Here is a 13871-nt window from a genome sequence, read left to right as displayed (position 1 = left end):
TTCCGGCTTCGGAATGCCTTCGACCCCTTCCGATACGCGTCCTCGGCAGCGTTACTTGTTCTCCTCGATCGCTTTATTCATCATTTCCGCTACTTGCTTGGCGCCCTCTTCGATGGAGATTTTGCCGCCCCAAGCTTGAGCCATGATTTCGGATTCTTTCGGGAACCACACCGGATAGGCCTTCGTGCCCGCCGGATAAGGCGTCGCTTCCGCGGCTTGGTCGATGAATACTTGCAGGTTCAGCTGCGGTCTCGATTTGACCCATGCCGCCTGCGTGTCTTTGAAGGCCGGAATGGCCGCTCCCATTTCCGCCGTGATTTCGGCGGCGCGTTTGGAGCCCAGGAATTTCAGGAACAGCCATGCTTCGTCCTTGTGTTTGCCCTTCGCCGACATCACGTTGCCGAGACCGTTGATGATGTCGCCGCGCTTCGCTTTGCCTTTCGGCAGCGGGGCCCAGTTCCATTTGCCCTTGATGATGTCGCTTGCGTCGATGTCGGTCGTTCTCCAGTCGCCTTCGAAGATCATGGCGATCTTGCCGGATTTGAACATCTCCGTGGAATCCGTGTCCGTCATTTGCTGATGGGACGGGGAAGCTTTATCGACGATCATCTGGTACCGCGCTTTCAGCGCTTCGATGGACGCCGGATCGTCGTAGCCGGATTTCGTGCCGTCCGCGGAAAGGATCGAGCCGCCGTTCGCGAGAATGTCGTTCCAGTAGCCGCCTTGCGTATCCATCTTGGCCGCGAAGCCGTAGATGCCTTTGTCCGGCTGGCTCAGCTGCTTGGCCACTTCGGCCAGCTTCGCGTAGTCCCATGTATCGTCCGGGTACGGCACGTTCGCTTGGTCGAACAATTCTTTGTTATAAGCAAGCCCGATCGTATCGAAGTCTTTCGGGATCGCGTAGTTCTCGCCGTCAAGCTGGTAGATGGAGCCCAGGTTCGCCGCATAGTCGTCCAGGTTGATTTCCCCGTTCTTCACCTTGTCCGTAATCGGCTCGAGGAACTTGCCTGACGCGTACTTCACGAATTGGCCGCTGTGCATCCAGAACACGTCCGGCAAGGTGCCGGCCGGCGCCGCCGCGGACATCTTCGTCCAATAATCGCCCCATGGAATGACTTCGACTTTGACTTTGATGTTCGGGTTCTCGGCCGTGAATTCTTTGCCGATCGCCTCCATGGCCGGCTGCTGCAGCTGGTCCCATATCGTGTACGTCAGCGTAACGTTTTCTTTGGAAGCGCCGGCGTTCTTGCTGCCTGCCTCGTTGTCGGTCTTGTTTGCCGTATTGCCGTTGTTCGAATCGCCGCCGTTGTTGTTGCTGCCGCAGCCCGTTAGAGCCAGCGCCGTGACGACGGTTAGGCTTAATGCGGAGATCCAACCTTTTTTGCGAATGGTCACTGTATTTCCCCCTCGTTTATCGTGCGATGACAATGTCCCGAAAAAATTTGCGCCGATTTTTTCTTGGCTTGCCTCACCAGGTTTTCCCTGTGCCTTCATCATAAAGCACGACAATTTGGGGCGAAATGCCTCATTCTTAAGATTGAAGCCCTATTATTAAGATTCGATTTTCCGGACGTTCCTGCCGGTCGCGAACCTATTGCAGGCTGTTTTTATATTCTTGCGGCGTCATGCCGTAGTGGGTTTTGAACAGCTTGATAAAGTACTGCGGCTTCTGGTAGCCGACCTCCTGCGCGATCCAATTGATCTTGACATCCCGCTGTTTCAGCAGCTGCAGCGCGAGGTCCATCCTCACGCGAAGGACGTAATTCGAGAAGTTGTCTCCCGTCTCGAGCTTGAACAGATTCGAGACGTAGACCGGGTGCAGGTGAACGTGATCCGCCGCCGATTGAAGCGTCACGTCCTTGACTTGGTCGTTGACGAACCGGACGACGCGGTTGATCAGCTCGTTGCGAAACCTGTTGGACAAGCTCCCGCTGTAGGTTTTCAGCTGCTGCAGGGTTTGGACCGACCATTCCCGCAGCGGCTCGATGCTCCAGCCGGCATCGAGCTTCAGCATCTTCTCGGCTTCGCGGCCGTAGATGTCGTAGAACCGTTTTCCCTTCTTGTGCACGTAGTAGGAGAAGGCCTGCATGATCGTGATGTACGCTTCGAATACGAACTCCCTCGTCTTGTTTTCCCGCCGCTCGAGCTCCTCGAATACCCGTCTCATCTTCGCCTCCGCGTCGTCCCACTGTTCGACCTCCAGCAGCTGCATGAACGTCGGGCTCGCGTACAGCTCGGACAACGGGCGGATTTCCTCCACGCTCCGCTCCTGCCGGTCATGGAAGAAGCTTTCCGTCTGAAAGCCGATATAGTCCGTGAATAACGAAAGCGAATGATGATACACGGCGGGCACCTCGTGCGGGAACGAGCTCCAATTGCTCATCACGAGCGACACCTTGATTTTCAGGAACCGCTTGATCTGATGCTGCACGAGCCGCGCCAGCCGTTCCGCCTCCTCCATCCCTTCCTTCTCGGAGCTCTCGGAGGGCTGCTTCGGGCGGACCAGGAACACCACGTAATCGTAATCGTCCGTGCAATGCCAGATCTCGTAGCGCGGCGAGAATATCTCGTCCGCGATGTTCGTAAGGGCGTATTCGAGCAGCGACACGCTGTAGAGATCCGTCCCGGCGAAGTCCTCTTCGATGCGCATGAACAGCATGATAAACGGATTCGACTCGTCGAACGGCAGCTCGTACAGCTTCAGCTTGCCGCGAAGCCGGGACATCGGCGGCATCTTGCCCGCGAGCAGCTCTTGGAGCAGCGATTCGCGGAGCTTCGGCAAGCTCTCCCGGAACAAGTAGGCCAGCTTCTGCTGATTGACCAGCAGGTCCCCTTCCCGCTGCAGCTCGCCGATCAACGCGCGAAGCGTGCTCTCCAGCTCTTCGTTCGAGACGGGCTTCAGCAAGTAATTGCAGATGCCTTGACGGATCGCTTCCTGCGCGTAGTGGAACTCGTCATGCCCCGTCAGGATGACCGACTTGATCTTGGCCCATTTCTCCTTCACGACGGATACCAATTCCAGCCCGCTGATGCCGGTCATCTGAATGTCGGTTACGATCAGATCGATGCCGTGATATTGCAGCAGCTCCAGCGCTTCTTCCCCGGAATACGCCTTGTGCACGGCCGAGATGCCCATGTCCTCCCAAGGCAGGGCGTTCGCCAAGCTGTCTACCAGATGCGTATGATCGTCCACGATCAGAATTTCGTACATGGCTCTGCCTCCTCTTCGTCATAGCGGTTCGTTGTCCGGTACTTGCCATACCAATTCCGCGCATAAGCCGCCCTCTTCGGATACGCCGAAGGAGAGCCCCGAGCTCTTGCCGAACAGCAGCATCAGCCGCTGGTGAACGTTCTGCAGGCCGGAATCGATCTGATCGCTGGGCGCATTGCGAATCTTCGCCTGCAGCAGCTCCAACTGCGCCGGCGCGAGGCCCGGTCCGTTGTCCTCGACCGACAGCCGCGCGAGGCCCGACGCCTCCAATCGTCCCCGGATGCGGACGGCCCCGTACTGCACGGGTTTGCGAAAGGCGTGCACGATCACGTTCTCGACGAGCGGCTGCAGCAGCAAGCGGGGAATCATCATGTCCAGCATGACCGGATCGATATCGATCTCGTACTCGAAATCGTCCGTCAGCATCCGGTGAATGTCCAAATAATTCACGATCAGCTCCAGCTCTTCCCGAAGCGTCGCCAGGCTCATGCTGAGCTTGGTCGAATAACGGTAATACTTGCTGAGGTTCATCGTCATCGACACGGCCGCTTCCTTCTCGCCGAGCTCTACCATGCTTTTGATATACGCCAGCGTATTGTAGAGAAAATGCGGATTGATCTGCGACTGCAGCTGCTTGACGTTCGCTTCCTTCGTCCGGATCTGCTCCTTCAGCACGTCCTCGATCAGCTCTTCGATTCTGGCGGCCATGGAGTTGAAGCGTTGATATAAGTAACGGAATTCCCCCTTGGGAGGATCCTTCATCCGGCTCGTGTAGATGCCCTTCTCGATAAAGTTCATGCCCTGCATCAATTTGCGGAACGGAATGCGGACGCTGCGGTAGAGAATAAAGCCGAGGATGCAGGCCATGAACAGCATCATCCCGCTGATCGCGTAGAACATCGTCTGGTTGCGCTCGATCGGCGCCATGATGGTGCCGATCGGCACGTAGTCCACCAAATACCAGCCCAGCGGCTGTACCATGTCCATATGCACTTGATAGGCGCCTTCGCTCGTGCGGATGAGCAGCGGCTCGAAGCTTCCGTCCGCGCCGTCCGGATTCAGCTTGGGCAGCATCTCCCGAATCAACGCCTGGTTCGCCGTATAGTTATAGATCGGCGAATAGCCCGGCTTGTACAGAAACGGGTCCTCCAGTCCGTTGTTCTTCATCTCGGACAGATCGCTCTTGATCTCGCCTTCGTCCACTTTCGCGACGACCGTCAGGTCCGCCTCTTCTTCCTTGGCGTTCTTGGCCGGATTGGAGATCGTCTCGATGAAATACGAATCGCCCTTCGGATTCTTCTCGTAGCTCCAGAACCCGTCCTTGTCCGGAAGCCTGACGGGCATGGCGCCGAGGCTGGAATTGCTCTTGATCACCATGCCCGTCTTGGGGTAGACGACCGCGATGACGCCTTTCCATCCCCCGTAGCCCGCCAACCGAATGATCTCCTCGGACACGGTCTTCAAGGTGCGGTAGTGGAGCAAATCGTCGCTCAGCAAGTCCGGATACGCCAGATTCCGGACCTCCGTGCTCTCGTACAGCATCTTCTGATAGGAATCGAATTGGCCGAACATCCCGGCGAGCTGCCCGACGAACGTCTCGACCTGCGTGCGCTTCGCCTTCACGATCTCCCCCGTCAGGACGCTCGAGCTCGTATGGTTCGAATACGCGTACAGCGAGATGATCGGCGTCAGCAGCAGCAGCAGCGCGATCACCATGTTCGTGAATATGCTGGATTTCACCTAGGTTCCCCCTGATCCGCGCGGGACGTCTGACCGGCCCGAAAGGCCAGGTACTGTCGCTGCAGCTCGTTCCATACGCGATCGTAGCCGGCCTTCTTCAGCGCGCTCATCGCGCCGCCGAACTGTTCGTCGTAGCCGACGATGCCCATGTTGATCGGAACGAACTTCTCGTTGTAGACCGCGAGCACGTTGGCGTACTCGTTCTTCACCGGCTCCTGGTTAAAATGGAAGCCGAATAGGCGGGAGATTCTCGCGTTATCGTCGTTATGCAGCATATCCTGCACGACGGAGTCGTCGACGCTCGTCGTCGCCATAAAATAATTTTTGTTCCGCCACATCCACTCGTACATGAACTGGTCGTTCGTCAGCAGCTTGATTTTGCCGTTCTCGATGCGGTAGTCCTTGCCTTCCACGCCGTAAATAATGAAATTGTAATGCTCCTTGCTTTGCAGGATCCAATTCATGAACTGCATCGCGCGTTCCGGATGCACGGCGTCTACCGGAATCATATAGGCTTCGTTGGAAGGCGCCACGATGTATTTGGGCTTGTCCGGGGACAAGTAATACTCCCGAAGCTTGGCGCCGGCGTCCGCGTTCTGCACCGTCTGCAGGTTCTCCATGGCCCGGGACACGGCTCCGACCCGGAACAGCAGCTTGCCCGCGTCCTCTTGATCGATGTTCGCGGCCAGATTGCCGACGAGCCTCTTGTCGATCAGCCCCATGTCCACCCAGCGTTCCCGGACCTGCACGACCTTCCTGTACAGATCGGATTGCAAATAGTCCACGAGCTGGCCGGTCCGTTCGTTCACGGCGAACATCTGGTTCTCGTCCAGGAACGTGAGCGGTTCCTCCGACTGCTCCCGCCACTGCACGTCCTGCCCGCGGTCGGTTTCCAAATACCCGTAGTAGCTCGGATCCACGGCGTGCATCTTGGAATAAAACGCTTCCAAATCCGCGATCGACCGAATGCTCTTCATGCCGACGGACTCCAGCAGATCCTGGCGAACCATGACCGACGTGAATTTCCCCGCCGACGTGAACGCCTGGGAAGGAATCGCCCACAGCTTGCCGTCCATCTCGTCCTGCTTGAAGTTATCCGCCGGAATGTTGCGCGTCAGATCCTTCCCGTATGTTCGCAGGAGCGCGTCCAGCGGCTGGATGTAGTTCTTCGCCTTGTATTCCGGGACGAACGGCGTTCCGTACCAGAAGAGATCGTAGTTCTCGCCGGTGGACAGCGCGAGTTCGAGCTTGGATTGGTAGTCCGACCAGGGGATATACGTCAGGTCCAGCTTCATGTTCAATTCGTTCTTCAGGCGTTCGTTCAGCTCGTTGTCGACGAACTCCCGCATGCGGGCCGACTCGTCGCCGGGCATGATCATTTTCAACGTCACGTACGGCTGCGGCACGTCCGCGGAGTCCTGGTTCTCGGAGACGTCATCGCCCGTCTCGCCTCTGCACGCCGAGATCAGCGCAACGACCGTCAGCATCAACGCGAACGCGAAAATACGATTGCTTCTATTCATCTCTCTATGCCTCCCCCGATTGCCCATCAACCACTTCAAGATAACACGGCTTTCCGTATAAATGAACCACCGGACCTAAATGCCGAGCGGGCGTCCGGAAAGCCACGATCAGTTTGCTGTACCCGGATATGCTCTGCGTCACGTCGCTGCCCAGCCAGCCGTCGTTGTTGTACTGCAGCTTCACTGCGCCGCTCTCGATGACGCCGGAGCCGTTCACGAATCCGTTGGCGCCCGTCCACTTGCCCAGATCGTTGCTGCTCGGCCAGGCCGGCGCATTATCGAAGTTGTCCAGCAGCAGCGACGTGCCTCCGGATGCGGTCGTCGTACCGGATGCGGAGCCGCTGGCCGCCGATACGTTGCCCGCCGCGTCCTTGGCTCTCACGGTATAGCTGTACGTCGTACCGGCAGCGAGACCGGTATCGGTATAGGCCGCTGCCGCGGTCGTCCCCGCCAAGCTGCCGTTCCGGTACACGTCGTAGCCCGTCACGCCCACGTTATCGGCGGAAGCGCTCCAGCCGAGCGCGATGCTGCTCGACGTCGCGGACGTCACGGCGACGTTCGCCGGCACGGTCGGCGCCTGCGTATCCGCCCCGCCGCCGCTGCCGGTATTCACTTGAATCCGGTCGAAGTCCGGCGCCCAGCCGCTCGCATTCGACCATTTGATCGTATTGTTCCCCGCGGCGAGCTGCACGGATGTCTGCACGGTCCCTACCGTGCTCCAGCTGCCCGTGCTCGGGAAGCTCACGCTGGCAGCGGCGCCGCCGTTGACGCTGAGCTGCGCCGATCTTGCGGCATCGCCGTTCAAGTAGGAGATCGTCAGCGCGTACGTGCCTGCGGCCGGCGCGTTGATGACGTTGAATTGCAGCGTGCCGCTGTTGTTGCCGACGTATCCGACCTTCGAACCGCCGGAGCATGTGCCGCATGCCGCCGCCGCCGCTCCGCCGGCAAGCGTATTCGCAGAGGCTTCCGCTTCGTACGTGACCGTCGTTCCCCCGCCTCCGGCGGCCAAGGTCGTCACGGTCACCGAATTGCTGGCGCCCGACGCGTTGCCTGCCCCGTCTTTGGCCTTTACGGTGTACGTATAAGCCGTCTGCGCTTGCAGCCCCGTGTCCGTATAGGAAGTTCCCGCGGATGAACCCGCGTAGCTGCCGCCGCGATAAATATCGTAGCCGGTAACGCCGACATTGTCCGTCGACGCGGACCAGCCCAGACTGACGCTGCTTGCCGTTTTACCGGTCGAGGCCAGATTGGAAGGCGCCGTCGGCGCCTGCGCATCGCCGCTGCCGCCGCTAGTTCCGCCGTCGTAAGCGCCGCTCTGCAGGCTGTAGCCCAGCGTGTTGTCCGACTTCAAGCTGGCGAACGTGCCCAAGCTCTGATTCGCCGGGTCCGTGCCGATGCCCACCTTGCCGATCGGCGTTCGGCCGCCCGCGTAATAATTCGTATTGGCGAACCGGACGCTCGGCTTCCAGCCCGACGGATCGAGAATCGATAGCGCCAGCGTATAGGTGCCGTTCGGCACGCTCGTCGGGATCGTGAACGCCCCGTTCACAGTATTGATCGCCGGCGCTTGGTTGTACGCGCGGGACGCACTGTTCCAATTCGTGCCGGGCAGCCAATTCCGGATGTCGGTTTGGAACAAGCCTTTCCACGCCACGCTGCCGTCGCTCTTCAGCAAGCTCGCCTCGACGGGCCAATTATAATAGAACGGCGACGAGCCTTTGTTCACGACCTGGAAAGACACGTTCATCGCCCCTCCGGGCGTCACGTTGCCGGTGAACGTAGCCTGATTCAGCACGTAACGGTACCCGAGCACCTTCTGCATCGCGGTCGCTCCCGTTTCGACGGAGGCGTTGCCCGCGTTATAGTCCGAGATCCAGCCCAAGCTGGACGTATGGGTGTTCATGATCCAATCGATCACGTAATTCGTGTGGGAGACGCTGCCAAGCGTGCCGTCGGGACTGCCCCCGAGGTTGGATTGGTCTCCCCAATCGTACGCGACCTCGCCGCTGTTGATCTGCGTCCGCCAGGTGTCGCGGGCGATTTCGCCGTTGCCGCCGACGGCATCGTCAGGCAGCGCGAAGGAATCCCATTGAATGCCGAAGTTGTACGCGGTGAACGTCTCGGGGTAACGCACGAGCACTTTCTTGTTGTGGAACGCCGCCGTGTACGCATCGCCGAGCGCCGTCTGGAAGCTGAGCGGAATGCGGTCCGTGCCGTCGGCGAATTTGTTCGGGTAGATGTGGGTTTCGCCCCAATTTCCGTACAAGCCGAGTTCGACGAACGCTACGCGGGGATCGTTGTCCCAGGCTTGGCCGAGCTTGCCGATGAAGGCGACGAGACGGGATTTCAGCGTCTCCGACAGCCACTGGTTTACCGGATCGCCGTGGGTCACGCCGTTCGGCCAGAACTCCCCGGTTCCCGGATAGACGATGACGACGCGCGGGACGACCTTGATGTTTTTGCTCTCGATGCCCGCCCAGGCGGTATTGCTCCAATCCTTGATCTTCTGGACCGAATCCGACGCGTCCGTCTCGAGATCCGTGTACTTGATGTAATGCTTGTAAATGTCCGCGTATTCGCGGTCGGAAAACGAGCTTTCGTTGATGTACCGGGACGGACGGAAGCCCATCACCGGATTCTTGAACGCTTCCGGCGTTTCCGTCAGACTCACCGTAATCGGCCCGATCGCCGCTTGCGCCTCGCCGCCGCCCGGCCCCGCGCCTCCGCTGAACCACGCGAATGCGGACAGCGCCGCCGCGCACAGCATCGCTCCTGCTTTTCTTCTTCCCATTATTCTCCTCCTCGGCTTTGGATTCTCTCTCATTTTGTCACAGGGAGAAAGAAGCCGCGATGCCGAGAATTTAAGAAAAGCGACAACATTTTAATACATGCAGGACGTGGGGGCTGCGCAATGACCCGAGCGGCAAGGCATCCGATGCCCCATTTTTAAGATTGCGGCCCCATACTTAAGAACGTCTTTGCAGAAGCCGGACGACTCTTCATAATGATTACCAAACGGGGAGCTTCCCCGCAGGCCCAGTATGGATAAGGAGCGCTACGACATGGATGAGATCGAACTGAAGAGATTACCCGGCGAGTATTGGTGGGGCGGCGTTATTAACGATGGCGTCTGCATGCCGTATGGTGACGAGCCGTATGCGCGAGACCTCAGGAACACGGACGACAATCAGGCATCGCCGTTATTGATATCCAATCAAGGACGCTATATCTGGAGCGAAGAACCGTTCGCGTTCCGCATCGACGACGCGGGACTGACGATCTCGCGCGCGGACGGACGCGTAACGGTCGAAGAAGGCCACGAATCGCTGCAGGGCGCTTATCTTCATGCGAGCAGCACGCATTTTCCGCCATCCGGCCTCATGCCCGACCCGCTGGCCTTCCTGGCTCCGCAGTACTGCACGTGGGTCGAGATGTTCTACGAGCCGACGCAGGAGAAGATCCTCCGTTACGCCCAAGCGATTCTCGATAACGGCATGCCGCCCGGAATTCTGATCATCGACGATAACTGGATGAGGGACTACGGGATGTGGGATTTCGATAAGTTCCGGTTTCCCGATCCGAAGGCGATGGTCGATACGCTGCACGGAATGGGATTTAAAGTCATGCTGTGGGTATGCCCCTACGTGAGCGCCGATTGCACGGCATACAAAAAGCTGCTCGCGAACGATATGCTGATGAGAAGCATCGACGGCAGCCCGCTCATTCGGCGCTGGTGGAACGGTTACAGCGCCGTGGTCGATTATACGAAAGCAACGGGGGCAGCTTGGTTTAAAGCGCAATTGGATCGGCTGATCGCCCGTTACGGCGTGGACGGCTTCAAGCTCGACGCCGGCGAACCGATCCTTCCGGATGCGGAAGATGTCCTGCGGCCGGTTGCCTGGAGCCGCCCGTTGAGCGTCATGGAAGATTGCGAAGCGTATGCCCGTCTCGGCATCGGTTACCCGCTAAGCGAGCTTCGCATGTGCTGGAAGCTCGGCGGACAACCGCTCATCCAGCGCCAGCGGGACAAGCACCATTCTTGGGACCGGTACGGGTTATCCGGACTTATCCCGAATGCCATCGCCCAAGGACTGCTCGGATACGCTTATAATTGCCCGGATATGATCGGCGGGGGGATGGACGGGGATATCAACTCGCCCGATTTCCATTTCGACAGCGAGCTGTTTGTTCGTTATGTCCAATGCTCGGTTTTGTTTCCCGTCATGCAGTTTTCCATGGCTCCGTGGCGCGTGCTGCGGGACGACGAGCTCGCGTGGTGCCTCGATGCCGTTCGGCTGCGAACGGCGCTTGGGCCGGAAATCGCGGAGCTCGCGCGGCAATCGGCGGAGGACGGACTGCCTATCCTGCGAAGCATGGAATTCTCGTATCCGCACCGCGGCTACGAGAACATCCAGGACCAATTCCTGCTGGGCGAACGAGTCCTGGTCGCGCCGGTGCTGGAGAAAGGGATAACGTCGCGGATCGTCCGTTTCCCCGATGGCCGCTGGGCCGGAGACGACGGCAGCGTCATCGCAGGCCCGGCCGAGCTGCGCGTGGAGGCGCCGCTTGCCCGCCTGCCGTGGTATCGCAAGGTGGATTAACGTTCGAAAGAGGGAACGCGGATTGGCATAACCTCTACTCTATACTTCATGGGCGAGCGAGCAACCAACTGATTCGCGGTACGTACTTCATGTCATACGCCGCCTGATTGGAAATCCAACTAGTTCGTTCCGCGTATTACGCTCATAAACTATTTGGACGGATAACCTCCGAAGCCGACAAAGAGGTGCGCCATGTGCACCTCTTTGTCGGCTGGTTTAAAGGTTTCGCCATGCGTTGCCCCTGTCCCTTCCATGACCGGCGAGTTCAAGATTCCGCCGCCCCCTTCTCTCGCCTACGCATGGGAAAGAGGCGCACCGCGTGCGCCTCTTTCCCTCCCCACCGCGCACGAACCCGCACGATAGGCTAGCATTCCGGCTAACGGATCAAATTCAGCTTCTCCCCGCACTTCTTCAACGCTGCGATCGTCTCGTCCAGCTCCCCGCGGGTATGCTTCGCGGTGACGATGAACCGCAGCCGGCCCTTGTCGAGCGCCACCGTCGGATAGACGATCCCTTGCGCGAAGATGCCTTCCTCGCGCATCATGTCGGAGAACGTCATCGTGTCCGCGGGACTTCCCGCGATGACCGGCACGATCGGCGTCTCGCTCGCCCCCGTATCGAAGCCGAGCTCCTGCACCTTGGCGCGGAAATAAGACGCGTTGTCCCACAGCTTGTCGATCAAGTCCCCGCTTTGCTTGAGCACCTCGATCGCCGCCAAACACGTTGCCGCGACGGCCGGCGTTTGCGACGTGCTGAACAAGAACGGCCGGGCTTTATGGATGAGATAATCCTTCAGAACTTGATCGCAGGCCACGTAACCCCCGACGGCGCCGACCGCCTTGGACAGCGTGCCGACCTGGATATGAACGCGGCCGTGCAGGCCGAAATGGTCGGTCGAGCCTTTGCCGTTCTTGCCGAGCACGCCGCTCGCGTGGGCATCGTCCACGTAGACGAAGGCATCGTATTTCTCGCACAGCTCCACGATTTGCGGCAGCGGCGCGATATCCCCGTCCATGCTGAAGACGCCGTCCGTGACGACGAGCCGTTTCTTGAAGCCCGCGCTTTCCTTCAGGACCGCTTCGAGCTGTTCCATGTCTTTGTGCGCGTAGATTTTCCGAGCCGCTTTGGTCAGCCGAATGCCGTCGATGATGCTGGCATGGTTCAATTCGTCGCTGATGACCACGTCCTCCGGACCGAGAATAGAAGCCAGTACGCCTTGATTCGTCGTGAATCCGGACTGGAATACGAGCGCCGCCTCCGTGCCTTTGAATTCGGCCAGCCGAAGCTCCAGCTCGCGATGGATATCGAGCGTTCCCGTAATCGTCCTCACCGACCCGCTGCCCACGCCGTACCGGTCAACGGCATCGATGGCGGCTTTCTTTAATGCCGGGTGATCCGTGAGTCCGAGATAATTATTCGAAGACATCTGGATATACGATCGGCCGTCCAGCTCCATCCGAGTGCCCGAGCCGCCGCTCCAAACCGTCAATGGGCGATAGCGGCCTTCCTTCTTCAGCTGCCGCAATTCTTCTCCCAACGTTGCATCCCATTTAGACATAAGTAAGCCGCTCCTTCGTCGTTGTAGTGGATTCGTTCGCATCATGCAGAAACACGATCTTGCCGCACATGCCCCGGGCCATCAGATCGAATGCCTCCTCGTAGTCGCGCAGGGCAAAACGGTGCGTGATCAGCGGGGACAAGTCGATGCGATGGCGATCGAGCAGTCCTTTGAGCTGGTACCAGGTTTGATACATCCGGCGGCCGGTAATCCCTTCGATTCGCAATCCCTTGAAAATGATATGGCGGGACAAGTCGAGCGACACTTCCTTCGTCGGAATGCCGAGGAGCGATACGCGTCCGGCGGGAGCCGCGACTTCGAACCCGCTGCGTATGGCGTCCGGATGGCCCGACATCTCCAAGACGACCTCTGCCCCTTCGCCGTCGGTAAGGTCCATGACTGCGGCTTCCATCGCGATTGCCGCGCTGTTGATGACATCGTCCGCGCCCATGGTCTTCGCCAGCTCTAGCCGGTAGGGATTGATATCGACCGCGATCACGCGGCCGGCACCGCAGGCTCGGGCCACGGCGACGGCCATGAGACCGATCGGCCCCATGCCGATGATCGCGACGGACCGGCCGACGATATCGCCCGACAACACCGTCTGAACCGCGTTGCCGAGCGGATCCTGCAGACAGGCCAGCTCGAACGGCATCTCCGGCGGGTTGGGGATGACGTTGGCGCCTTTCACGATGGCATAGTCCGCGAAGCAGCCCGGCGCCGAGATGCCGAAGCTCTTCGTATGGCGGCAGACGTGCGAATTGCCGGTCCGGCAAGCTTTGCACAGGCCGCAGACGATATGTCCTTCCGCGGATACATGATCGCCGGCGCGCACATGCCTCACCTGCTCGCCGACCTGCTCGACGATGCCCGCGAACTCGTGGCCGAAGACGTTCGGCGTCACGACCGCGCTCTCCGCCCACGCGTCCCATTTATAGATGTGAACGTCCGTGCCGCAGATCGAAGTCGCTTTGACCCGCACCAGCACTTCGTCCGGTCCGCAGACCGGAACCGGGACCTCCAGCAATTCCGCGCCAGGCCCTCTGGTCGCTTTGACCAACCCCATCATCGTTGCCGCCATGACTTTCGCCTCCGGATGTATAATATATTGCACAAAAATGCGTTATTATCTATACCACTATAATATACATACGTACGCTATATTGTACATAGGAAAACGAAAAAATTTTCCTCCCGCATCGCAATCCGGTATAATGGGGACCATGATCGCTCTCAAG

The 13871-nt window shown here is 59.1% G+C and carries 8 protein-coding genes; 1 reads left to right on the top strand and 7 read right to left on the bottom strand.

Annotated elements, in window-relative coordinates:
• Window positions 1-51 precede the first annotated feature (51 nt).
• From GT003_RS23500 to GT003_RS32610, 5 genes are all read right to left on the bottom strand, one after another.
• Window positions 52-1395, bottom strand: a complete 1344-nt coding sequence (locus GT003_RS23500) for an ABC transporter substrate-binding protein (RefSeq protein WP_338045995.1) — start codon at window positions 1393-1395, stop codon at window positions 52-54.
• Window positions 1396-1591: 196 nt separating this feature from the next.
• A complete protein-coding gene (locus GT003_RS23495; protein ID WP_161702483.1) occupies window positions 1592-3211 on the bottom strand; it encodes a response regulator transcription factor in 1620 nt (539 codons plus the stop codon).
• An 18-nt stretch (window positions 3212-3229) separates the two neighbouring features.
• On the bottom strand, window positions 3230-4951 hold the full coding sequence (locus GT003_RS33065; protein ID WP_161702481.1) for a histidine kinase: 1722 nt from the start codon (window positions 4949-4951) through the stop codon (window positions 3230-3232).
• Window positions 4948-6474, bottom strand: coding sequence for an ABC transporter substrate-binding protein (locus tag GT003_RS23485; protein WP_161702479.1), 1527 nt, complete (start codon window positions 6472-6474; stop codon window positions 4948-4950). The genes GT003_RS33065 and GT003_RS23485 overlap by 4 nt, the downstream gene beginning before the upstream one ends.
• Before the next feature lie 4 nt (window positions 6475-6478).
• Window positions 6479-9265 carry a DUF4832 domain-containing protein gene (locus tag GT003_RS32610; RefSeq protein WP_161702477.1) on the bottom strand — a complete coding sequence of 929 codons (2787 nt, stop codon included), beginning with the start codon at window positions 9263-9265 and terminating at the stop codon, window positions 6479-6481.
• Between the two features lie 271 nt (window positions 9266-9536).
• On the opposite strand from GT003_RS32610, the gene GT003_RS23475 reads away from it, so the two are divergent.
• A complete protein-coding gene (locus GT003_RS23475) occupies window positions 9537-11075 on the top strand; it encodes a glycoside hydrolase family 31 protein (RefSeq protein ID WP_161702475.1) in 1539 nt (512 codons plus the stop codon).
• A gap of 376 nt (window positions 11076-11451) precedes the next feature.
• On the opposite strand, the gene GT003_RS23470 is transcribed toward GT003_RS23475, so the two are convergent.
• Both GT003_RS23470 and tdh read right to left on the bottom strand, forming a co-directional pair.
• Window positions 11452-12633: a glycine C-acetyltransferase gene (locus GT003_RS23470; RefSeq protein WP_161702473.1), complete on the bottom strand. Its 1182-nt coding sequence runs from the start codon at window positions 12631-12633 to the stop codon at window positions 11452-11454.
• Complete coding sequence (gene tdh, locus GT003_RS23465) at window positions 12626-13714, bottom strand: L-threonine 3-dehydrogenase (RefSeq protein WP_161702471.1); 1089 nt, start codon at window positions 13712-13714, stop codon at window positions 12626-12628. The genes GT003_RS23470 and tdh overlap by 8 nt, the downstream gene beginning before the upstream one ends.
• Window positions 13715-13871 lie beyond the last annotated feature (157 nt).

This window comes from Paenibacillus sacheonensis (assembly GCF_009909195.1).
GTDB classification, from domain to species: Bacteria; Bacillota; Bacilli; order Paenibacillales; family Paenibacillaceae; genus Paenibacillus_Z; species Paenibacillus_Z sacheonensis.
Note: the sequence above shows the minus strand (reverse complement) of the source record. Positions and strands in the feature narration are given on the sequence as shown.

Bases quoted from the DNA above. Each gene is read 5' to 3' on its own strand.
- tdh (WP_161702471.1), bottom strand. From the start codon at position 13,714: ATGGCGGCAACGATGATGGGGTTGGTCAAAGCGACCAGAGGGCCTGGC.
- GT003_RS23485 (WP_161702479.1), bottom strand. From the start codon at position 6,474: ATGAATAGAAGCAATCGTATTTTCGCGTTCGCGTTGATGCTGACGGTC.
- GT003_RS32610 (WP_161702477.1), bottom strand. From the start codon at position 9,265: ATGGGAAGAAGAAAAGCAGGAGCGATGCTGTGCGCGGCGGCGCTGTCC.
- GT003_RS23470 (WP_161702473.1), bottom strand. From the start codon at position 12,633: ATGTCTAAATGGGATGCAACGTTGGGAGAAGAATTGCGGCAGCTGAAG.
- GT003_RS23495 (WP_161702483.1), bottom strand. From the start codon at position 3,211: ATGTACGAAATTCTGATCGTGGACGATCATACGCATCTGGTAGACAGC.
- GT003_RS23475 (WP_161702475.1), top strand. From the start codon at position 9,537: ATGGATGAGATCGAACTGAAGAGATTACCCGGCGAGTATTGGTGGGGC.